The 20,543-nt window shown below is 56.9% G+C and carries 23 protein-coding genes; 9 read left to right on the top strand and 14 right to left on the bottom strand.

Annotated elements, in window-relative coordinates; all coding sequences use genetic code 11:
- Nucleotides 1–17: 17 nt before the first annotated feature.
- The 11 genes from FHT28_RS27275 to FHT28_RS27225 all read right to left on the bottom strand — a co-directional run bounded on the left by FHT28_RS27275 (nucleotide 18) and on the right by FHT28_RS27225 (nucleotide 13,488).
- Nucleotides 18–347 carry a hypothetical protein gene (locus FHT28_RS27275; protein ID WP_168597922.1) on the bottom strand — a complete coding sequence of 110 codons (330 nt, stop codon included), beginning with the start codon at nucleotides 345–347 and terminating at the stop codon, nucleotides 18–20.
- Nucleotides 348–406: 59 nt separating this feature from the next.
- The gene (locus FHT28_RS27270) at nucleotides 407–724 is read right to left on the bottom strand and encodes a hypothetical protein (RefSeq protein ID WP_246704965.1); all 318 of its coding nucleotides are present in this window, start codon (nucleotides 722–724) and stop codon (nucleotides 407–409) included.
- Between the two features lie 240 nt (nucleotides 725–964).
- Complete coding sequence (locus FHT28_RS27265) at nucleotides 965–1,633, bottom strand: hypothetical protein (RefSeq protein WP_348645030.1); 669 nt, start codon at nucleotides 1,631–1,633, stop codon at nucleotides 965–967.
- A gap of 261 nt (nucleotides 1,634–1,894) precedes the next feature.
- Nucleotides 1,895–2,551: a DUF4376 domain-containing protein gene (locus tag FHT28_RS27260; RefSeq protein WP_168597921.1), complete on the bottom strand. Its 657-nt coding sequence runs from the start codon at nucleotides 2,549–2,551 to the stop codon at nucleotides 1,895–1,897.
- An 18-nt stretch (nucleotides 2,552–2,569) separates the two neighbouring features.
- Nucleotides 2,570–2,989, bottom strand: a complete 420-nt coding sequence (locus tag FHT28_RS27255; protein ID WP_168597920.1) for a hypothetical protein — start codon at nucleotides 2,987–2,989, stop codon at nucleotides 2,570–2,572.
- A complete protein-coding gene (locus FHT28_RS27250) occupies nucleotides 2,979–3,410 on the bottom strand; it encodes a hypothetical protein (protein ID WP_168597919.1) in 432 nt (143 codons plus the stop codon). Before FHT28_RS27250 ends, FHT28_RS27255 begins: the two co-directional genes overlap by 11 nt.
- 4 nt (nucleotides 3,411–3,414) lie before the next feature.
- Complete coding sequence (locus FHT28_RS36405) at nucleotides 3,415–9,282, bottom strand: phage tail protein (RefSeq protein WP_246704964.1); 5,868 nt, start codon at nucleotides 9,280–9,282, stop codon at nucleotides 3,415–3,417.
- Between the two features lie 101 nt (nucleotides 9,283–9,383).
- On the bottom strand, nucleotides 9,384–9,812 hold the full coding sequence (locus FHT28_RS27240; RefSeq protein ID WP_037200666.1) for a hypothetical protein: 429 nt from the start codon (nucleotides 9,810–9,812) through the stop codon (nucleotides 9,384–9,386).
- Nucleotides 9,809–10,429, bottom strand: coding sequence for a hypothetical protein (locus tag FHT28_RS27235; protein ID WP_047562858.1), 621 nt, complete (start codon nucleotides 10,427–10,429; stop codon nucleotides 9,809–9,811). Before FHT28_RS27235 ends, FHT28_RS27240 begins: the two co-directional genes overlap by 4 nt.
- A 3-nt stretch (nucleotides 10,430–10,432) precedes the next feature.
- Nucleotides 10,433–11,077 carry a hypothetical protein gene (locus tag FHT28_RS27230; RefSeq protein WP_047562855.1) on the bottom strand — a complete coding sequence of 215 codons (645 nt, stop codon included), beginning with the start codon at nucleotides 11,075–11,077 and terminating at the stop codon, nucleotides 10,433–10,435.
- Nucleotides 11,077–13,488, bottom strand: coding sequence for a hypothetical protein (locus tag FHT28_RS27225; protein ID WP_168597918.1), 2,412 nt, complete (start codon nucleotides 13,486–13,488; stop codon nucleotides 11,077–11,079). Before FHT28_RS27225 ends, FHT28_RS27230 begins: the two co-directional genes overlap by 1 nt.
- A gap of 12 nt (nucleotides 13,489–13,500) precedes the next feature.
- Between FHT28_RS27225 and FHT28_RS27220 the strand changes: the two genes are divergently transcribed.
- Both FHT28_RS27220 and FHT28_RS27215 read left to right on the top strand, forming a co-directional pair.
- Nucleotides 13,501–14,040 carry a hypothetical protein gene (locus FHT28_RS27220; RefSeq protein WP_047562850.1) on the top strand — a complete coding sequence of 180 codons (540 nt, stop codon included), beginning with the start codon at nucleotides 13,501–13,503 and terminating at the stop codon, nucleotides 14,038–14,040.
- A gap of 30 nt (nucleotides 14,041–14,070) precedes the next feature.
- Nucleotides 14,071–14,613: a hypothetical protein gene (locus FHT28_RS27215; RefSeq protein ID WP_131512306.1), complete on the top strand. Its 543-nt coding sequence runs from the start codon at nucleotides 14,071–14,073 to the stop codon at nucleotides 14,611–14,613.
- A gap of 25 nt (nucleotides 14,614–14,638) precedes the next feature.
- On the opposite strand, the gene FHT28_RS36400 is transcribed toward FHT28_RS27215, so the two are convergent.
- Together FHT28_RS36400 and FHT28_RS27205 are read right to left on the bottom strand one after the other, a co-directional pair.
- The gene (locus tag FHT28_RS36400) at nucleotides 14,639–14,944 is read right to left on the bottom strand and encodes a hypothetical protein (protein ID WP_047562847.1); all 306 of its coding nucleotides are present in this window, start codon (nucleotides 14,942–14,944) and stop codon (nucleotides 14,639–14,641) included.
- Nucleotides 14,945–14,967: 23 nt separating this feature from the next.
- Nucleotides 14,968–15,369 (bottom strand): hypothetical protein, encoded by a 402-nt coding sequence (locus FHT28_RS27205; RefSeq protein ID WP_047562844.1) that lies wholly within the window; start codon nucleotides 15,367–15,369, stop codon nucleotides 14,968–14,970.
- 145 nt (nucleotides 15,370–15,514) lie between these two features.
- On the opposite strand from FHT28_RS27205, the gene FHT28_RS27200 reads away from it, so the two are divergent.
- From FHT28_RS27200 to FHT28_RS27170, 7 genes are all read left to right on the top strand, one after another.
- Entirely contained in the window at nucleotides 15,515–16,189 is a 675-nt protein-coding gene (locus FHT28_RS27200) for a transposase (RefSeq protein ID WP_168597917.1), read from the top strand.
- Between the two features lie 256 nt (nucleotides 16,190–16,445).
- The gene (locus FHT28_RS27195) at nucleotides 16,446–16,862 is read left to right on the top strand and encodes a hypothetical protein (protein WP_131512304.1); all 417 of its coding nucleotides are present in this window, start codon (nucleotides 16,446–16,448) and stop codon (nucleotides 16,860–16,862) included.
- Nucleotides 16,863–16,879: 17 nt separating this feature from the next.
- Entirely contained in the window at nucleotides 16,880–17,275 is a 396-nt protein-coding gene (locus FHT28_RS27190; protein ID WP_131512302.1) for a hypothetical protein, read from the top strand.
- 127 nt (nucleotides 17,276–17,402) lie between these two features.
- Nucleotides 17,403–18,005, top strand: coding sequence for a hypothetical protein (locus FHT28_RS27185; protein WP_047562838.1), 603 nt, complete (start codon nucleotides 17,403–17,405; stop codon nucleotides 18,003–18,005).
- 281 nt (nucleotides 18,006–18,286) lie between these two features.
- Entirely contained in the window at nucleotides 18,287–18,433 is a 147-nt protein-coding gene (locus FHT28_RS35910) for a hypothetical protein (RefSeq protein WP_210255885.1), read from the top strand.
- Between the two features lie 185 nt (nucleotides 18,434–18,618).
- Nucleotides 18,619–19,029 (top strand): hypothetical protein, encoded by a 411-nt coding sequence (locus tag FHT28_RS27175; protein ID WP_047562833.1) that lies wholly within the window; start codon nucleotides 18,619–18,621, stop codon nucleotides 19,027–19,029.
- A 132-nt stretch (nucleotides 19,030–19,161) separates the two neighbouring features.
- Complete coding sequence (locus tag FHT28_RS27170) at nucleotides 19,162–19,575, top strand: hypothetical protein (protein WP_131512300.1); 414 nt, start codon at nucleotides 19,162–19,164, stop codon at nucleotides 19,573–19,575.
- 31 nt (nucleotides 19,576–19,606) lie between these two features.
- On the opposite strand, the gene FHT28_RS27165 is transcribed toward FHT28_RS27170, so the two are convergent.
- Nucleotides 19,607–19,990: a hypothetical protein gene (locus FHT28_RS27165; protein WP_047562828.1), complete on the bottom strand. Its 384-nt coding sequence runs from the start codon at nucleotides 19,988–19,990 to the stop codon at nucleotides 19,607–19,609.
- Between the last annotated feature and the right edge of the window lie 553 nt (nucleotides 19,991–20,543).

Below are 20,543 nucleotides of genomic sequence, written 5' to 3'. Positions count from 1 at the left end.
GAAATATCAGGCACGGGTCACGGTACCCCACGACCGCCTTTCACCCATCGGGAAATGGCATCGAAGATCAAGTCGGCAATCCACATGGCGCATACGCCGACGACAAAAGCCGTCGCATTCATGGCTGCGACATCCTTTTGCGGCAGAGGCCAATTGATGGCACGCAGGTAAAAGAGCACCGGCTCCGTTAGATATGCTGCCGCCAGCGCTCCGCAGATCGGCGATGCAACAATCTCCCGCATTGTGTATCGACGCCTGGAAAGACCACGCAAGATGCCGCCGGAAAGGCCAGCAATGACGACCCCGGCTTTGATGCCCAACGCATCCAGAAATTCGTGCATCGTCATTGTTTTCTCTACTGGAAATCTGACGCCCTCGTTCGTCGAGGCGTGCTGCGGGAAAAGCCTTATTTGCCGACAGGCGGCTGAGGTTTTATCAACCCCGAGACCCCATCACGCATGATATTGACCGCGATCTTGAGAGCGCTCAGAGCGGCAACTGCAGCAGCGGTGTAGCTGGGGCCGACAAAGGACTGTGAACACTCCAACGTGCCATCAGCAAGCTGAGCACAACCTGTTGCCAACAGAATGGCAACGATCAGTGCCGACAGGGTGATGGATACATTGAGAAGATTATGCAAAGCATTGGTGTTGAACATCTTTTTCCTTTTTTCACATGGAGGGATGGGCGCGATCCGCGGACAATGTTCACTAGGGTCGTTCATATGATATCGCCTGGCTTCATTGGCCGATTGGTCTGCCGATGAGAGTTTTTTGATTGAAGGGGCAATTGAACCTTGCCGAAGGTGATTGGCCATCCTTTGGGTTGGTCGCAACGGAACTTAAGCCGGGCGTTTCGCTTTGATTCGTGAGTACCCTATGAATTCGTCAGCAAATTTCGGCCCATATTGGTCGCGACCCCCTGGCGGATGGCAGCGCCATCTGGGATCCAACCTGCGGCAAGACTATCGTGCGGCCTCGAGTGCTGCGGCAAATTTTTTGGCGTGACCGGCGATATCGACCGCGCGATCCGAACCATTGATGATTCTTCGCGCACCAATCCAATCGGTCGCAGTGGCCGTGAAGAAGTCCGACAATTTCTTACCGGTGAACCGGCCGTTGGTCATCCCGTCAAATAGGATTTCAATGGCCTTGATGGGATCAAGCGCCTTATCCGGATCATCGGCAATCCCGTATTTTGTATAATTGTCACGCCCGGTTATCTGTACCAGACCACGACCACGATAACGCCAGCCGTCGCCGCTGGCTTCGTCCCGGTTGCCCATCCGGTTTGCATAGGCGCGGTTCGCGATCCGCTGTGGCCGCCGGGCATAGGCGCCGGCCTCCCCCACCGTGAAATATTTCGGGAAGGTCGCAAGCAGACCGGCGGCCGAGTAGTTTAGATTCTCCGAGATGGCACACATAGTCTTGTCCGTCTCATGATACGTCGTCGCGAGTATGTAAGCCAGCCATCGGCTATCCAACGGTCTGGCCTCCAACTCAGACACGATTGCCTCGATACCATTGACCTGATTTGTCGACAGTCGCCCGCCAAACAGCGACAAGCGCAACCCCGCAAGAAACTTTGCATGCTCCATGTCATTTTCCTTTATTGTCAAAAGTCCGGCGCGCATTCGCGGCGCCTTTGATTACGACCGGATTTTTTCAAGCTAGGCTTCAGCCAGCGGCGGTAAACGCCATCGATGCGAACAAGCTCGCCCCCAGTGTATTGTTCGCATCACGTGAGCCGTTTCCCGGTCACCAGGTTCTGCCTCTCCCCCAGTGCGGCGGAGCCGCATCTCTTGCAGAGCAGCCGTGCTGAGCCACATGCCGTGAAGAGTCTTGGATAACCCGCAAGCTCAGATCGTTGCTTAAGCGTTCTTTTGAAAATACACTTAAGCTGCAGTGTTTGCCGGCCACGCGAAGGCGTCGATTTCCGCCGTCGTAGTGATCGTGCCGGCGATGATCTGCTTGTCAACTTCGCCTTCGGCGGCAAAGCTCGCCTGGACGTGAGCGCCGACCGTATTGGCAATCGCCGTCATCTGTGCCGCCGTCAGCTCGACAAAGCCGGCGGCCGTCTTGAACTTCACCGTTACCTCCGGGTTCGCCTGCACATAGTTGTAGGCTCCAGTGATCAGCGATTGGCTCTGCCGATCGGTCATGACACGCATGGTGTCGATGACGATGCCGCCCGTTTCGACGGCATAGCGCTTGGTCGCGGCATAAGCGTAGAGATCGACAGGGACCGGTTCCGGAGACCAGCCGGCAACAACGGCTTGAAGGCTCGACGGCATTTCCGGCCAATCGCCGGCCGCGCTGACCAGGGCGGCTTCCTTGTTGCTCAGTTGATCGAGGATAGCGTTCTTATCGGCGGCATCCAGTCCGGATGTGATCTTGGCGGCAAGTGCGAGCCAGTAATCCGGCACGTTATAAATCTGCTGTCGGCCGAGCCAGAAGGCGGCGCACGCCATCCAGCGATCGGCCCGGCTTTCCGAGCGAGCCGAAAGCAGCGCCTCGACCATCGGTTCATACATGCTGTCAATGCGGTACATGGCAGTCCTTTCCTGTGTTTAAGCTTGGGCATAAGCGCGGACGTCCTGCCAATCGATGTCGGCGGCGGCGCGGATTTCGGGAGCGGAGTTGGCGGCGGCAAGAACGGCGTTTGCCGATCGGCGGACGGCTTCGATCATCTGCGATCCGACTGCCCAATGCTGATCTCGCGTCAGGATCTCGACGGCCTCTTCGAATCGGCTAACGTCGTGTTCGGAGGCTTCCGCCGTGATATGCGGCGTCTCGCTCTCGGGCACATTCGCGCCCTGTTGCCGATCGGCGACAATCAGCAGCGCCTCGCGGCGCTTCAGCGCATAGACGGCCTCCTGACCGGGAATGACGGTGATGAACATCATGCGCGCCATCCTGACCTGACGATCGATGTTGGTCTGCGCCTGAATCCTCTCCAGAGTGAGATCGGCGAGGATGTTAAACAGCATGGATAGTCACCTCGAAATGATAGAAACCCGCAGGGGCGATAAAGGAAAAACGGTGGTCGCCAAGAACGTCGGTCGTAAACTCGAAGACGTTATCCTCGATGGCGACGATCTCGCCGGCATGAAGGACCGAGGTGCCAGCCGGCAACGCAAGGCGCACCGTGTCAAAGCCATCTGCCCAGACGGTGTATTCGGTGACATCGAGCGCAGCGCTTTTGGAGGTGATGACGCCGTCCAGCACATAGCAGTGCGCGTCGATGTCTCGGCGATATTGGTCGGCCGGTACTTCAATTGCCTTGAAGCCCTCGCCGTAGATGCCGGCATAATGCGGCAACAGGCTCAAAGCGCAATCGCCGCTCTGGCGGATTGCGCCGTCTGGGCCATGGACGATGTAGTGGATTGTTCTGTCTTCTAACGCTGTCATGGAGTTACCTCTTGAAAGCTGTGGCGGTGATGTTGCTTTCGTTCCAGCCGATGGTGTTGCTGGGGCAATAGAGCTGCAGGATGTAGGTGTGATTGCCGGGACCGGGGGCGTCGTAGAGGCCAGAGACGGCGACGAGGCCTGCCGTATAGGTGGTTTGTGTCGTCGTGCCGTTGCTGCCTCCTGTTCCAGAGACAACGGTTTGGACCACGCCAAGATAATAGGTCTGGCTGAAGATCGCCGTTCCGTCGCGGAAGATGTTGCAGCCGATCGGCTGTGAGTTCTGACTGCCGCCGTTCTGGTTGAACTGACCGAGCGTCATGGCATCGATCACCACGCGGCCATCGCCGGCAACATTGACGACGCAGCTTACAAGATTGACCGTGCCGTTTGCGCCGATGGTCTGCGTGCCGGCGACACGCCCAGCGCCCACTCCCGTAACGGCGCCACCCTGAATATTGGACGTGCCGACCTGCAGCGAGCCGATGACGGCCGAGCTGATATTGACCGCGCCGAGATTGGCGGTGATGGCGTCGAGGCTGTTGACCGAAATCTTGTTAGCGGTCACGGCACCGTCAACGATCAGCTCGGCCGAGACGGCCCGGCGCATGACCGGCTTCGACCAGTAGCAGGAAGTTCCAGTGCCTGCTGTCTTCAAGCAAGCCAAGTCCATGGCGAGCTTGGTCATCCCACTGGGGACGGTGTATCTGACTTGCAGCCTTACCCAGGTATTCTTCGTCCCTGTGGTGATCAACTGCACCGGTATGCCCGCGCCCGTGGGCGATAAACCGATCGCGTAGATAGCAGCCAAGTTGCTATCGGTATTGTAGACCCAGACGTCGAAGGCATAGGTCTCGCCGGCCGTGACAGCGATGTAATTCGAGATCGCACAGTTTCGGCCGAGCGACTGCAAGACATAGCCGGCGACGTCTCCGCTAATGGTGTCGTTGTAAAAGGCCTGCAAGTTCTCGGTAACCCAGCCGTCGAGGCTGCCGGTCTGCCAGCCGTTGTCGGCGATATTGCTGAAATCGGTGAGCACAAGTTGCTTGGCCGTGATCGCATCGGCGGCGATCTGTCCCGCGCCGATCGTGTTGGCCGCCAGCTTGTCACCCGTGATCGTGCCGCCCGCGATCGTCGTCGCAGTAACCGCGCCGGCCGCGATCGTGCCGGCCGTGACCGCATTGGCTCCAATCTTGCCAGCCGTGACGGCGTTCGCGGCGATCTTGTCGGCCGAGATAGCATTGGCGACAATGCCGCCATTGGTGATCATGACCACCCCGCCATCGCTCCAGGGCGTCGGCTCGGTGGCACCGGCCGGGATACGGCACAGCATCGGTTTGTTGATGAAGGCGTAGCTATCGGTAGCGTTGGGCTGAGAGTCGCCTTTGCGAATATGGATCGATGCGGCGACCGCGTTCGCCGGAGCTGCTCCCGCCACCCTCAAGCGCGGCCAATTGTCCGGGTTGTTCCCATCGGACTGATTGGCGTTGTTGATGGCTGCAGCGGTGTAACCAATCCAGTTGCCGTCCGCTCCCTCCCACTCGATACGCAATTCGACTTGGCAACGATGCGCGGACACGTAAGCCGTTGCCTCAAACCATTCGCCCGGTGCGCAGGGAAAGGCGAATTTGAGCTGTCCAGCAAATCTATCGCTGTCGGGCCGCATCCAGCGGATGTCGGCGAAATAGCCGGCCGAGGTTGGGCCACTGCCCTGATACAGCATCAGCGTTGGGTTGTTCGGGCCAGCCCACGACTCAGTTGCCGACCGGATCGCCATTGTAAGCCCCGGTATCGGGCCGCTGGCCCAATAGGTCCAGCAATCCATGCCCATCGTGAAGCTGGCGTTCTGCAATAGATTCTTGCCCGAACCGACTGCCAGGGCGTTCGTGGTGATCGAGCTGGAGGCAAGCTTGTCGGCCGTGATGGCACCGGCTGCGATCTGGGCGGCAGATACTGCGCCAGCGGCGATCGTGCCGACCGAGACCGCGTTAGCGGCAATGGTTCCAACCGTGACCGCACTGGCGGCGATCGTGCCTGCAGTCACGGCGTTCGCTGAGAGCTTGCCTGCGATGATTGCCCCGTCAACGATCAGATTGGCTGAAGCTTTTCGCAGGCAGCTGAGGCCGCCGATCGAGAGGTTGCCGTCTGTATAATCTCGCTGGATATACATTTGAACATGAGCGCCAAAGGCACCTGTCGGAGGGGTGATTGTGTTCGAGTAGGTCTGCACCTCATTCAAGGGCGGCGTTACGCCGTTGACGCCGACAATGTCGCCCCATTGATCCGGGTTCAGCAGCGCGCCGTTTGAATCCAGCCAGTGAACGCGAATCCAGAAGCCAGCTTCGGTGCCCGAGGTGCGGGCGACCTGCACCGAAGCCAAATACTGCTGTCCGGGAACGATCGCGAAGGCTGGACCTATGACGATATGCTGGTAGCCCGCGCCAGCGGCATAGATGTAATCGAGCGAACCTTTGGACGCGAACGGCAGCGTGGCGGCAGGCTTGATGACGCAGGCCGACAAGCGCGGCCACCCGGCCGACGATTGCATCTGATTGTCAGGAATGAGGTTTTCCCAATCCTGCAGAACGAGGCTTTTCGCCGTGATTGCGCTCGCGGCGATCTTGTCGGCCGTGATCGCGCCATCAACGATCAGCTCTGCACCAGCCGCTCGGCGCATGTTCGGCTTCGCCCAGTAGCAAATCTTGCCGTTGGCCGCCGCCTTGTCCACGCCAAGCACCGGCTGGATATAGTAGACGCCGGCAGGGATGGTGAAGTTGCCCTGCACTCGCGTCCAGACCTTGCTCGCACTAGACGCGACCGAGATGAAGTTCGGCGCAACATTGTTGCCGGACTGATCTTTCTGATAGAAGCCGATGAAGGCATTTGCGTTCGGATCTTGGTTGTTGAACCAGACCGAAAAATTATAGCTCTCCCCCGGCGAAACCTTGATCAGAGGGCTTGCAATAAGCGCGTGCTCGCGCCCATCGGCCGCCAGCAGCCACGTATTCTGAACCGGGCTCACTGCGGTTTCGAGGTAGTAGTAGGCGGTTGCACCGGGCGTGATCCAGGCGGAGAGATTGCCGGTGGAGAAACCGAGATCGATCATATTGTCGAAGCTGCCGACAAGGAGCTTATCGACGGTGATGGCTTTCGCGGCGATCTGTTGCGCACCGATCGCGCCGGCAGCGATCTGACCGGCTGTGATGCTATTGGCGGCGATTTTGTCGGCCGTGACCACTCCGGCCGCAAGCTTCGGCGTCGAAATCGCACCATCGGAAATCTGCGTTCCGACGATCTGCCCGGCGATATCGCCAGCCGCCGTCGCCGCCGTCCAGGCGCTGCCGGTGTAGCGATAGAGCTTGTCGTCGGTCGTCAGATAGACCGTGCGACCCTCGACATTACCGGTGGTCGGCAGGCTCGCAACAATCTCCACCGGCCGAATGCCGGAAGCGAATTTCGTCGCATCGACGGCATTGGCGGCAAGCTTGTCGATGGTGACGGCGTTGTCGGCGATCTGCGCGCTGTTCAAGGTGCCATTGACGTCGATCGCGGCGACGGCGGCCGTCCACGCGCCGTTGTGAAACCGATAAAGCTTACCATCCGTCGTCAGGAAAACCTGCCGGCCTTCGACATTGCCTGAGGTGGGAAGATCAGAGACGACTTCGACGGCCTTGATGCTGCTCGCAAGGCTGGTCGCGTCCACCGCACCCTGAGCGAGCTTGGCGGCCGTCACCGCGCCATCGGCGAGTTTGGTGGAAATGACGGCGCTGCTGGCCAGCACGTCGGCCGTGACCGCCGCCACTTCAAGCTTTGCGGTCGAAACGGCCTGGTCGGCGAGCTTCAGGTTGGTGACGGCCTCGTCCATGATCTTTGCGGCCGTAACGGCCGCGTCGGCGATCTTCGAGGCGATGATAGCGCCGTCGAGGACGTCGCCGGCCTGGATGAGGACGTTTGGCGTCTTGACGGTCAGCCATGCCGACCAATCGGTTGCGCGGTTCGATCTTGGGAGGTACCGGCCCCGCGCCTCATAGTCGGTATTGGAGATCATCCATTGTCCGGAAATGATCCAGGAATAGGGAGAGGCATAGGGATTGCTGTCGCTGTCGAACACGACATCGCCGGTCGCCTTGAGGCGAACCTGCACCCACACGCCCGTAACGTCATCGAGATCCTGCGCACAACTGATCTTGATTGCCGGACGGCGATCGATGCCACCGGCATCCTTCACCGTTGCCGGCTCGACGGTCCAGCCGATCATCGGCTGCGATGGCGGCGTGATAGGGCCGAGCCAGCCGGTGGCGGTGGGCAGCTGCAGGCCAGGATGCCAGTCATAATCGGCAGGGTCGACTTCTTTCAGGGTAACGACGATCAGGAAACTGGATTGCGGCTCGACCTTGACGACGAGGAATTTCTTCTCGTCATAGCCGTTGCGCGCGGAAGACCAGGAAACGACATCGTTCGGCTCCAGCGGATAGGCATCCGGCGGCAGCGATACCTGATGCACACGAAAACGCCGATAATCCTGGATCATCGCCAGGCCGACACGCTGCACCTGATTGGCGAACGGAACGGTGAGCAGCTGGATCTGCGCCGGCAGGCGGCGATTGCCGTCCTGAACTTCCAAATCGGCATTGTAACGGCCCGGAGCATCCTTCGTCGCCCATTTTTCCGCAGGCTCGGGATAGGTCGCTTCAATGGCGTTATAAGTTGCTGAAAGCGACGGGAATGGCTGGAAATCCTGCTCCTCTGTGACGATGATATCGTCATCCGTGAAAGAATAGACCGCCGCACCCGGCGTTCCCACCAGCATCTTGAAGATGCCACCGACTTCAGCGATGCGGCCGTTGCAGCCCTTCAGCAACTCAGAAATGGCATCGAGCGGCTCCTGATCGCACTGGACATCGTAGCCGGCACGGAAAGCTGGTTCGCTGCCACCGCCGTCGAGCTGGACGGACGCGTCGCAGGCATTCGCCGCTGCCATCCAGTTCGCCACCGGCAGGCAGAAGGCGCCGATGTTCTGGCCGCCGTAGACCCATTCCGACCCGTAGTAGACACCACGGGCAAGGTTGTAGGTCATCACAGCCGGGTTGGTGCTAGGCTCCCACGTCGAAGGATCGGCCCAGCGATGCGCACCGTTGCCGCCGACCGAGGAATCCTTGCGGACGTCGTAGAGCGGCAGCGGGTGCGGCTCGAAAAGGCCGGCAGGGACGCCCCTGAAAAGATCGGTATTATAGCGCGAGGTGAGAATGACCACCTGGCAGCCACGGCCGATCATCGTCGGCTTCCACGGCCGCTCGGCATGGGTGCCGAATTTGGCCGTCAGAAAAGGATCGGGGCTTGTCTGCGTGCCGTCTAGGAACTTGATCCAGAGATAGTCCTTGTTCTTGACGCGATACTGCAGCACCGGGAAGCCACGCCCGTCTGGATGCGGCTGGTCCCAGAGAACGCCGACCTTCTGGTCATCGATCCAGACGCTGGTGAGGCCGCGCTCGCCGGCGCGGTTAGGAAGGCTGCCGATTTCGATGACATCGGTAAAATAGGCATTCGGCGTCTTGCCGTCGTCTCCCCAGGTGCCGGCATATTTGCGCTTGCCGGCGGTCGCGTAGCTGCCGATGATGAAGGACATCGCATGATCGTCCCCCATGCTGATCTCGAGCTTCGTTCCGGCTGGCTGAGGCTTATCCTTCTTCGCCAGCGCCTTTTCGACCAGCGAAAGGCCGATATTGATGGCAACTGTCAGTATTAGTTTGCCGATGCTGATCGAGGAGAAGAAACTCGCAATCGAGCTGATCGCCAGGCTGAGCGGGTCAGCATGCGCCGCATCCGCCACCAGCCAGAAACTTAGGACGTTCAGAAGCAGGATGAGATATTTCATGGATCGGACGACCTCGATTGGCGCGTGGGAAAGGGCCGTCGCAACCAACGCTGCGCCGACTTATCACCGGTCAGGGATAAAATTGATATCGAGAGGCCGGATTAACCGACCTTGAAGGCCCGCTTGGCGTCGAGCAGGTCGACCGTGCCGAGCCCGCTCTCGCGCAGCACGAAAATGCGCTCGCCATTGACGACGCCGAGCGCGTAGCCGAAGGGCCCCTCGTGCGGGATAGCCGCGATATCGCCGATGCCGGCTTCGCTTGGGTGGATCTCGGGCAACATGCTGGCAACGAGATCGGCAAGATTGTCGAAGCCCGCCACCTTCATCGTCTTCAGCGCGCCGGCGGCGGTCGAATATTCGCCGCGAAACTGGGCGGCGCAATCGACGCCGGTGATCGCCAGCACCAGATTGCCGGCAAGCCCCGGTCCGCAATCATGGCTGCCCCAGGCAAAGGGCGTGCGCTTCAGCCGATCGATTTCGGCGACGAAGCAGGCGCGCCAGTTCTTGACCCTGACGAGATCGCTGTTCATTTCTGCCCCCAGGGGATCTGCCAATTGGCGACGGTGCTGGAATAAAGGCCGAACTCATCGCCGCCGCGGCGCTTCTGGCCTTCATAGGAGGATTTGGCCGGATTGGTGCGCTCCAGCATGGCAATGGCGGCGGAGATGGCGGAGATTTCGATATCGCCATCCTGCCCGACAGCCGGTGTCTTCACCGGCGCGCCGTCGGCAATGCCGAGAAAAGCGATTTCCGGTGCGGCACTCGGCAGGCGCGTGCCGGTATCGAACGACATATCGTGGATTTCGATCGGCGCCAACCGCAGGTCATAGCCGCGCACGAGCTGCTGCACGGCGGGCGCGATCTGGCCGATGGTGATGGTCACGGTCTGGATCGTCAGATCCGCGGTGCGCGGGATCGGGCTCACCTGCAGATTGAGGCCACCGTAATAGGTCCGCGCCTCCGGTAGACCGGTGACGCCGGAGGTGACGGTGATGTTGATATCGTCATCGCCGGTCCAGAGGCCGATCGAAGCGGGCGCGCCGCTGGTGAGATCCTTGCCGGTGATCCATACGAAACGACGGGGCACGAGCCCCTTGTCGCGCGCGCCGGTCAGCGCCGCGAAGAAAGCGGAAGTGATGTTCTTCATCGTCTATTTCTTCTGGATGATCTTGAAGGTGGCGCCGGAGGTGATCGGGCCGCTCGCGGTGCCGGGATTGTGGCTGCCCGGCATGACCAGGCATTTGCAGGCCGGCAGCAGAAGCGTCACGCTAAGACCGGCGGCAAAACCCGCCGGCAGATGAGGGAAGACGCCGAAGACGGGCGTGATCCCCTGCCCGCTGGCAGCAACCGTTTCCGAGACTTCGAGAAAGGCGTAGCGGCCGCCATAGCCAATCTGCATCTTGTCGCCGACGGTCAGCTGATAACCGGCCGGCAGGCCCTTGAGGCTGAGCGAGGCATTGTCGGCCCCGAGTGCTGCAACACTGACCGCAGCGCTCCCGAGCTTCGTCCCGTCGGGATCGGCCTGCGGATATTTCGACAGCGGATCATAAAGAAAAAGCGCCTCCTGGGCGCCGTGTAGCTTGCGGATGCGGGCGGCAATCTGTTTCGCCTCCGCATTGTACATGTCGGCCAGCGTCACCGTGCCAGTCCAGAGCGGCGGCGCCAGCTCCGCCTGCCAGACCCGGCCATCGCCGGAGCCGGAAAGCTCGTCATTGCGCTGAATATCCCAGACGATGCTGGAGATCTTCAGAAGATCGGCAAAGGCCGGCAGGCTGTAGGGATAGGAAACGGACATCAGCGCCTCCGGGGATTGCGGTTGATCTGCGCGACGCGATCGGGAAGCTGCTGATTGAAATCATTCAGCCCCTGCCGCGTCGAACTCTGCGCTTCCGATTGCGCGACATTCTTCACATAGGCCTTCAGGTTGCCGTCCTCATCGACGGAAACGCCGACCGTGACATGCACGCCGGAAGCGGAGCCGGAGGCATCGTTCTGATTGTCGGCCCTGAGGCGACGGACGGGAACGGCAGCATCCGGCTGCGCCCGCACCAATTGCGGCCCGCTCTCGCCGACCACGCCGCCATCGGCATAGCCACGCCGGCCAAGCCGCATCGCCTCGACGATGCCGACGCCGCCAGCTCGGGCAATATCCTTCTGGCTCCAGACGACCTCGCCGGCATGAACGATGCCGGCCGGCTCATTCTTGCCGCCAGGGCCGGTATAGCCGCCATCGGCCCAAAGGCCGGGAATGCCGCTCGCGACCGCTGCCGCCGCCTGCGGCGATCGCGCCAGAATGCCGAGATCCAGCCCGCCGCCTCCGCCGAAGAGCCCGCCAAGGATACCGCCCCCACCGAACAGCCCGCCGCCTGCGGCGGCACTGTTGACCTGGAACAGGCTGTTGAGCACATCGTTCAGCAACCTGTCGGAAATCTTGGTGAGCACGGAAATCGCCGCCTTCCCCAGGGATTTCCAAAGGCCCTCGCCATTGCGCAAGCCGCTGACCAGCGTCGAGGCGAAATCGCCGGCAAGCTCGCGGGCATATTTCAGCTGTTCATTATAGCGAATGATATTGGCCGAGGCCGAATTCATATCGGCGGGCAGGCCATATTGCTTCTGTGTCGAAGCAACAGTCTGGTCGATGGTCGAGCGGCCCATTTGATCCTGCTGGAACTGGATATCGCCCGCCAATTTCTGCAGCGACTGCGCCTCAGCAACGCGCCGATAGGCATCAGCCTGATCGTTGGCCGCCTTGGTCAATTGCGGCATCTGCGCCAACTGCGCTGCACCGCTTTTCTGAAGATCGTCCTGACTTTGCTTCAGCGTGACAACCTTCGACTTCACATTGTCCGTCGCGGCAGCGGATTGAGTGGAGGTCTGTATTCCAACCATCGCTTGTTCCGTGTTGACCTTCGAGGATTTCGTAAGAGCGTCCATGGCTTGCTGAGTGCCGTGGAGTTCGTCCTTTTGGCTGTTTTGAACGCCAATACTGTTCGCGGTGGACTTCATTTCAATCGCAAGAGGACTGACGCGAGAGAAAGCAGAAATATTTGGAAGGAGCATATTCGCGCTGGCGCCGCCTTGGGGGAAAACGATTTGCTTTGCTGGATCGGCGGCGAGGCTTTGAGGCCTATTAGACAGTTCATGTTGCGCTTTCAAACCATTCGCGACAGTCAAGTCCTGTATGATTGATCCGAGAACGCCTTTGAAATTCTTGGAAAACTCAGCAAGTTCAGGATCATCGGGCATTTGCGCCGCCGTCTTGGACAACATTTTATCAAAGTTCTGCGCGTCCACTATTTGAGCGGTGCCCGCTTTAAGTTTATCATAGAAATCTAAATAGCTATTCCCCAGTTCGGAAAGCTGACTACCAGCCCTGCCTGCAGAGGCAGAAAGTAATACATCGAACTCACCCGCGACACTTTCGAACTTACCGAGAGCTTGACTAAATGTGCGGTCAGCGCTCTCACGAAATCCAACAGTTTGATTGAGAAGATCCTCTCTTGAGATTTTCTCAGCCGCAAATTTCTCAACTGCCGGATTGCTTTTCTGCCCCGGCAAAGATTGCACTTCCCTGGCAAGCTGAGCGTCAGACTTGATCTGTGCCGCAGATTTTTCACGCATTATCGCCGGGCTAAAGGACTCTATCCAATTACCTACCCACTCGCCAACTTCACCTACATAAGGAATTTTTTCATTAGCTATGCCTTTCACCGCGAAGCTCGTAGCGCTCAAAAGGATATCCGCTATGCCTTTACCTGTATCGTTCGCGAAATCCGCCCTATGTGCCAGAAAATAATCATAATCCTTGTCCCCGGTAGATGATACGTTTGCGGAAGCAGCGATGGTGTTCTGTGTCTCCGTAGCTGAAGCATAGGATAAGTGCGCACCGTTGTTTGGTCGAGCATCAAGGGCCATTAGCCCGCCCCTCAACTTATCCGCAGCGAGACCGTAGCTGGCTCCAAACTTTAGTACATTTGCGGCCGCCTTATCGACGGTTCCACCAGTCGTCTTCGCCTCGCCATTCATGGTCTTGAACGCGCGTGACGTTGCGCCAGAGCTACTTGTCACACGCCCCATCGCCGCAGCAAAACCATCTAAGTCACCAGTGGCCTTCCGCACATTCGAGCTATCAACAGAAATACCAAGAGTTGCAACATCAGCCACTAGCGTACCTTTCGAATAGATGGCAGAAATCACCCAGCGCATTCGGGGGATTTCATGAAGTTGTTTTCAAATATTGCGATCACGTCGTTTCTGTTGGCGCTGCTGAGCAGTTGCGGCGCCTTCGACCCGCCGATCGTGACGGCTTGTGAGGAAAATCTGAAACCGGCACTCGTGGTACCGTCAAGCTATGAGCGTAACAGCTTTATCCCCGGTGAGAGGCCCGCCACCAGAGCCGAACTTGACGAGGCATTTCGGCATCCCGATCTGAAAAAATTCTACCTGAAGGAGTTTGATAGGGGAGCGCTGAAGCCAGTAATTTATACCGGAATACTGAACTTCAGCGCATTGAACAGGAATGCTGATCACGTCACGACAACGGTTACTTGCCGATACTTCTCCACCGACGGCAGCACGTCCCAAATTGCGATTTGGTCGGTCGTCCCTTCGCCAGTGGATGCTTCCGCATTTTCCCAGATAATACGAGACATCGGCAACGATCCGCCTCCGACACCGGCAGAGGAGTTGCGATACTCAAAGCCAATCGCCCCTTATGCTGGTTGGATTCGCGACCAGCTTCGTCGTGTCTTCGGCTGAATGCTGCAAAGCTATTTCGCGGGAATTTTAATGAAATTGATTGTTAGCGTGATTGCAGTGCTTGCCGCGTTGCTGTTGATCTACAGCTTTGGCATCTTTGATCCGCCGATCGTGACCGCTTGCGAGGCCCGTCTCAAAGGGTATCTCGCGGCACCTTCCACCTATGAGCGCAACAGGTTCTTCTTTAACGAGAGGCCGGGTACCAGAGGTGACCTGGAAGAAGAGTACAAACAAAGCCCCGACATACGAAGCTTTTTTCTGGAGAGATTTGATGAAGGCTCGATAAAGCCTATGCTCTATACCGCAACCATAAACTTTAACGTGCTGAATACGAGAGCGGAAAAGGTTACCAGAGCAATTAATTGTCAATATCTTTCCATTGATGGCAGCATTTCCAAAGTATCAGCGGGCGGGGTTTCCATCTTTAAAACTGATTCCGCCAGTGATTCTGAGATACTTAGGGACTTTAGCTATGCCCCTTCCCGAACTGTGGAAGAATTGCGGAGAGAATTGAAACCAATTGCCCCTTATGCGGGATGGGTTCGCGATACATTCAGGTGGCTCTTTGGTTGATGCATTTGAAGTCGCTTCCTAAAACCTACCCCGCCTCCCGCGCCCTAATCGCCTCTGTCTCCTCCTCCACCGCTTGGCAATAGCGCGCGTCCATGGCCTTCAGCACGGCGATGTCCTCGCGGCGCAGGAGGTTGCCGGTCAGCTGCAGCCAGCCCAGCATTTCCTGGTGTGAGAGCGGCGCCGGGCCGGAAAAGCCGGGGGCCTGCGTCGAGCGCAGGTCCCAGAACCAGTCCCAGAGCGCATGGCCGGCCTCCGGCACCTCGGCCTCCGGGCTTAAAAGCTCGAAGGCCTCGTTGCGCTCGCGCCGGGTCTCGCCGTTTGTATCGCGCACGCAATCATAGCGCGCAACGACCCCTACGGCTTCTGAAAGCCCTTCGGCAAGCTCTTCATAAAATTTGCGCGGTCCTCCGAGGCGCCGGCCACCTGATCGTAGATCCAGCCGGCTTCCTCGACGACTTCGCGGGCCTTCTCGAAGGAGAGCGCGGGCTGCTCGCCCTTCCACTGCTGCTCGCCCCATTTCCAGGAGGCGATGGCGGCGGCTGCCTTATCGAGATATTCGGCCTCGACCTTGCTGGTGGTCAGCTTCTTCTTGCAACTGGCGAGGAAGCGGTCGCTATGCTGGCGAACGATCTTCTTCACCTCGTTGCTTTCGGCCGAGCGGATCATGAAGGAGATGCCGAGCGGCTCCTCGGTGGCCGGATGCAGGAGCTGCAGCTCGAAGAGATCTTCGGAATTGACGAGACTGGAGATATCCAAGGAAACACCCTATCGGTTGGGACATTTGAAAGTGGCCGCGCGCCGCGGAAGAGCGACGCGCGCAAGATTTCGTAAGATGGCGCTTACGGCGTGAATTACGGTGACAGTGCACTCAATAAGCTTTCAGATCTGACCAACGCAATCGATGGCCCGCCTCGCTCGTATCGTCATCCCTGATATCCCACATCATGTTACCCAACGCGGCAACGGGCGGGCACAAACCTTCTTTTGCGATGATGACTATGCGCTCTATCGCGATCTCCTCGCTCATCATTGTAGTGCCGCCGGCGTAGAAGTCTGGGGCTGGGTGTTGATGCCCAATCATGTTCACCTCATCCTTATTCCAGCGGATGCTGACGGTATTCGCCGCGCACTATCTCGCGTTCATCGCACCTATGCCGGCCATATCCATGCAAGGCTACGCCGGACCGGCCATTTCTGGCAGGGCCGCTTCGGTTGTGTCGCCATGGATGAAGAGCATCTGGCGGCAGCGCTCCGCTACGTCGCCCTCAATCCGGTGCGCGCTCGCCTTGTCGAGCGGGCTGCCGATTGGCGATGGTCGAGTGTCGCGGCCCAACTTGGACTGATTGAGGATGACGGCGTCACGACCACAGCACCGGTTCGCGCTCGCTTTCCCGATTTCGCCGCCCTCCTCATTGCCGGAGAAGAAGAGATGGCGTTTACCGCGCTTCGCCGAGCAGAAAGCATCGGCCGCCCCATCGGCAACACCGACTTTTTAGACCGGCTCGAAGACCTCACCGACGCCACCCTCAAGCCGGCTCCTCGCGGTCGCAAAGCCAAGGTCGTCGTTGGGAATTAGTGCACTGTCACCGTAATTCCGCCTTGCCACCTAACGTGCCAGTCGCGCGCGCCGCGGCCCCAATTTCCGACTCCACTTTGTTGGCCGCAACGGCAACACGATTCATCCCCGTGGCGACCTGATCGGCACCAACGATTGTGAATTTCACACCCAAAGTTGCAACATCTGTCACTAGCGTACCTTTTCAAAACATGCGAAATACAACCCTGCGCTTTGAACGGGGGATTTCGTGATTAGATTGTGGAGATTGGTCAGCGTGGCTTTTTTGCTGCCAGCCATTGGCGGCTGTAGCTCTTCTGAATCGAAATTGGTGACCGTGTGCGAAGAAGTTTTGAAATTGAGACTTTTAGCACCGGCAGGATACAAGCGGGTCGAAATCAAAGAATCCAACGAGCCTCTCAACCGCGCCGACTACCAACGCTATTTGGCGGGAGACGAATATGGACCACTCATCCAGGGAGCCAGGATGAAGGATTTTGACCAAGGCCGTGTAAAACCTCTGATGTTTGAGGTTCTTATAACTTACGATGCTCCTAACGCTTATGGCACACCAATTCGCGGCACCTCCAGATGTCAGTATCCAACCGACAATGAAGACACCTCCAGAGCGGACCGTCTCTACGTAATGGTTGACGGCAAAACGAACGCGGACTGGTTAGAAACACAGCGTTAATAAGAGCGGTAGCGACAATGAAGCCTCAACTACTTATGGCTGCATTCTTCGTATGCACAATCGCCACGCAAGTTTTAGCTGACGACGAGCACAAGCGTCTTCAGCTGACCGGTAAAGTCATCGATGGTGTGAACGTGAGTTTCGTGATTGCTTATCAATGCCGAGATGTGCTTGGCACGACATATTACAACGCAATTCGGACGTATGCCGAGAAGGCTTTTCAGCAAATCGGCTTGTCACCGGAAATGGCGGCACAACGAGTCAACAGACTTGAAAAGTTTATCGAGAGCGAAAAGAAACCTGGCCGGAAGGAGGATATCGAGGGATGCGTGTGGAATATTTCAACCGTAAACCACGACCTGCAGACCGCACAAAAGAACTATATCGATTTTACGCAGCCTAGAAATCCATAGATCTGCGGCTGAACACATTGGCTGCCTACTTCAAAGCGAGAATATATCGAGAGTTGCAGTATCTATCACTGGATCACATTTTGGATTTCATGCAAAAAATGCGACTGAGCTAGCTACGAGAGTTTAGATGAAGCTAATTTCAGGCGTGATTGCGGTGCTTGCCGCGTTGTTGTTACTCTACAGCTTTGGCGTCTTTGATCCGCCAATCGTAAAGGCTTGTGAGGCAAATCTGAAAAACTATCTCATAAGGCCATCGAGTTATAAGCGCGACGGCTACATTCTATCAGAAAAGCCGCTGACCAGATCTGAACTTGAGGATCGCTACGCGCGCACGTATTCTCGTCTTGATTATGACTTCAAAAATTTAAGTGCCGATAGACTTGCCAACATAAAGCAGGATATTAAGGGTTTTCAGCTTGAATCTCTTAAATCTTTCGACAATGGCTCCTTAAATCCGACGATCTATGGTGCAATTATAAAATTCAACGCGGCAGACGATGAAAATAAACCATTAAATACGTTAGTAGAATGCGAATATTACTCTAACGACGGAAAGACATCTGATATGGCGGCAGGAGACATATCTCTACTTAAGGCAGATTCCTCCGATTTATACCGCATCATTCAATCCGAAGCAGCTCTTTCTCCTGAGAAGAAGCAAATATCCCAGAGACCAATTGCACCTTATCAGGGTTGGTTTCGCGATATTTTCAGATGGCTCATCCATTGAATCACACTAAACTACGTGGAGAATTACGATTGACGTGCCCCCGTTAAATTAGGCCATTCAGACCTGGAATTTTCCACTTATTGAAGTGCTCCCCGAATTTGGGCCAGCGGGCGCTGGAATTTTCCGGGGTTAGGGCTCAAGTCGGCGGGGCTGCCGATTGGCGATGGTCGAGTGTCGCGGCCCAACTTGGACTGATTGAGGATGACGGCGTCACGACCACAGCACCGGTTCGCGCTCGCTTTCCCGATTTCGCCGCCCTCCTCACTGCCGGAGAAGAAGAGATGGCGTTTGCTGCGCTTCGCCGAGCAGAAAGCATCGGCCGCCCCATCGGCAACACCGACTTTTTAGACCGGCTCGAAGACCTCACCGATGCCACCCTCAAGCCGGCTCCTCGCGGCCGCAAAGCCAAGGTCGTCGTTGGGAATTAGTGCACTGTCACCGTAATTCCCTGCGCTCGTTTCGAGGCTCCGGACAGATTGTCAACTTCGACAATCGCTTGGGAAACGCTAGAAATAGCAACCACAAGACTTAACGTAGCAACGTCCGTCACAGGCTTTCCTTTTGTTTGAATTGTACGCTATCGTCTTATGGTTGATTCAACCGGGGGTATTTTATGCGCGTGTTTTTATTTATAGCGGCATTCATGGTCGCGAGTAGTGTCTATGCGGAGGACGCTGACCGAACAGCAGCAAGCAAAGCAGCTGAGGAGGTTGGTACGCAGGGCATAATTTACTTGGGTGTTGCGTATATTTGCCAAGACGCCATCGGCGCCTCTTTTTATGATCTTGCGCGGGAAAGAACAGTACAAGCATTTTCCTCTCTAGGCCCGATGGATAATCCCCAAGCTATTCGCAATTCACGAGATAGAGCGGCGAATATTGTCGACGAACAAATGAAGAATTTTCGTCGTGAGCAGAAGAAGCTTCCCGCAAGAGCGGCAGAGCGTTGCCTCCAAGAGTTGCAAGCGGCCCAAAGACAGTTAGATCTGTCAATATCAAAATTCCGAATAGCCGCTCGTCGTTAACTGACAGTTTGCGACCGGTTCGGTAATCAATATCGCAACATCTGCCACTGGTATCCCTTTCAAAACCATGCGAAATACAACCCTGCGCTTTGAATGGGGGATTTCGTGATTAGATTGTGGAGATTGGCCGGCGTGGCTCTTTTGCTATCGCTGTTGGCTAGCTGTGATCTCTTTGACGCCAAGATCGTCACAGTATGTGAAAGTGTCCTCAAGAATAGGCTTCGGTCACCGTCCGAATACAAACGGATCGAAATCACGCGGTCGGAGGAAGCCATTGGCCGCGCAGAGTACAAACACCTCTTCGGCAGCAAAGGTTCTCCTGCGCTCCAGGCAGTCACGATGGACGATTTTGACAGCGGTGCGGCAAAGCCTATGCGGTATGTTCTTCAGATAAGTTACGACGCACCAAACGCCTACGGTACACCAATTCGTGGCGTCTCCAGGTGCGAATACGCAAGTGCATTTGGGGGCGATTCGACGGTTAACGAGTTCGTCGTGAGTATCGATGGCGATACCGAGATGGAATGGCGGAACAAGCAGCGTTAATATGAGAATAAATCGAAAGTTGCAGCATGGGTCACTGGCATGCCTTTTGAGTAGATGGCAAAATCAACCGTTGGGGGTACTCGGGGGATTCCATGAAGCTAATTTCAAATGTTGTGGCCATGTCGTTTTTGCTGCCACTTTTAAGCGGCTGCGATTTCTTCGCAAAGTGAAGCCCGCGCAAATCAATATTTTCATCAAATATGACGCACCCAATAGCTTTGGGGTAGCAATCCGAAATTACGGTGACAGTGCACTCAATAGATTTCAGATCTGACCAAAGCAACCAATGGCCCGTCTCGCTCGCATCGTCGCCCCTGATATTCCACATCACGTCACCCAACGCGGCAACGGGCGGGCGCAAACCTTCTTTTGCGATGATGACTATGCGCCTCGTCGCCATTTCATGGCTCATCATTGTCGCGCCGCAGCGTCATCCCGACGCGGTCGACATTTTGTCAAAAAGCACCACCCAGCGGAATTATAATGCATCTTCACCGAACGAAGCCTATAGCGAGTACTATGTGCCTGGTGGCTAGCGCATTGTTCTTAAACAGCTGCGACTTGTTTGATTCGAAACTTGTCACGGCCTGCGAAACAGTTCTCAAAGAACGCCTACCCTCGTCGTCGGAATATAAACGCATAAAGGTTTCCGAACTCGACGAATTAGAATTAGATAGAAAATTGCTTGAAAGCTATCTCGTCACGAGACAACAGCGATCCAGAGCGTCGGGCTACCCGCTAGCTATAGACGATGCATGGATCCAAACCGAGCTGAAGGCGTTTGATAGTGGCATCTCAAGATCTTCTTTTTTCAGCGCATCGATAGTTTATGAGACGCTCAATGATCTTCAAGAGCCGGTGAGGCACGCCGCAAAATGCGTGTATGTCGGCAAGAGGAGCGATGCGCCTCTCAGTTGGGAAGTTAATACGTCGGTCGATGGGCTAAATGAACTTGAGTGGAGTTTCAG

Source organism: Rhizobium sp. SG570, assembly GCF_012275345.1.
Lineage (GTDB): Bacteria > Pseudomonadota > Alphaproteobacteria > Rhizobiales > Rhizobiaceae > Rhizobium > Rhizobium lusitanum.
The sequence above is the reverse complement of the archived record's forward strand: the minus strand, read 5'-3'. Positions and strand labels throughout refer to the sequence as shown.

Bases quoted from the DNA above. Each gene is read 5' to 3' on its own strand.
- FHT28_RS27190 (WP_131512302.1), top strand. From the start codon at position 16,880: ATGAAGCCTCAACTACTTATGGCTGCATTCTTCGTATGCACAATCGCC.
- FHT28_RS27240 (WP_037200666.1), bottom strand. From the start codon at position 9,812: ATGAACAGCGATCTCGTCAGGGTCAAGAACTGGCGCGCCTGCTTCGTC.
- FHT28_RS27250 (WP_168597919.1), bottom strand. From the start codon at position 3,410: ATGACAGCGTTAGAAGACAGAACAATCCACTACATCGTCCATGGCCCA.
- FHT28_RS27220 (WP_047562850.1), top strand. From the start codon at position 13,501: ATGAAGTTGTTTTCAAATATTGCGATCACGTCGTTTCTGTTGGCGCTG.
- FHT28_RS27215 (WP_131512306.1), top strand. From the start codon at position 14,071: ATGAAATTGATTGTTAGCGTGATTGCAGTGCTTGCCGCGTTGCTGTTG.
- FHT28_RS27265 (WP_348645030.1), bottom strand. From the start codon at position 1,633: ATGCGCGCCGGACTTTTGACAATAAAGGAAAATGACATGGAGCATGCA.
- FHT28_RS27200 (WP_168597917.1), top strand. From the start codon at position 15,515: ATGGCCCGCCTCGCTCGTATCGTCATCCCTGATATCCCACATCATGTT.
- FHT28_RS27260 (WP_168597921.1), bottom strand. From the start codon at position 2,551: ATGTACCGCATTGACAGCATGTATGAACCGATGGTCGAGGCGCTGCTT.
- FHT28_RS27165 (WP_047562828.1), bottom strand. From the start codon at position 19,990: ATGATGAGCCATGAAATGGCGACGAGGCGCATAGTCATCATCGCAAAA.
- FHT28_RS27255 (WP_168597920.1), bottom strand. From the start codon at position 2,989: ATGCTGTTTAACATCCTCGCCGATCTCACTCTGGAGAGGATTCAGGCG.
- FHT28_RS27230 (WP_047562855.1), bottom strand. From the start codon at position 11,077: ATGTCCGTTTCCTATCCCTACAGCCTGCCGGCCTTTGCCGATCTTCTG.
- FHT28_RS27270 (WP_246704965.1), bottom strand. From the start codon at position 724: ATGAACGACCCTAGTGAACATTGTCCGCGGATCGCGCCCATCCCTCCA.
- FHT28_RS27185 (WP_047562838.1), top strand. From the start codon at position 17,403: ATGAAGCTAATTTCAGGCGTGATTGCGGTGCTTGCCGCGTTGTTGTTA.
- FHT28_RS27275 (WP_168597922.1), bottom strand. From the start codon at position 347: ATGACGATGCACGAATTTCTGGATGCGTTGGGCATCAAAGCCGGGGTC.
- FHT28_RS36405 (WP_246704964.1), bottom strand. From the start codon at position 9,282: ATGAAATATCTCATCCTGCTTCTGAACGTCCTAAGTTTCTGGCTGGTG.
- FHT28_RS27235 (WP_047562858.1), bottom strand. From the start codon at position 10,429: ATGAAGAACATCACTTCCGCTTTCTTCGCGGCGCTGACCGGCGCGCGC.
- FHT28_RS27225 (WP_168597918.1), bottom strand. From the start codon at position 13,488: ATGCGCTGGGTGATTTCTGCCATCTATTCGAAAGGTACGCTAGTGGCT.
- FHT28_RS27175 (WP_047562833.1), top strand. From the start codon at position 18,619: ATGCGCGTGTTTTTATTTATAGCGGCATTCATGGTCGCGAGTAGTGTC.
- FHT28_RS35910 (WP_210255885.1), top strand. From the start codon at position 18,287: ATGGCGTTTGCTGCGCTTCGCCGAGCAGAAAGCATCGGCCGCCCCATC.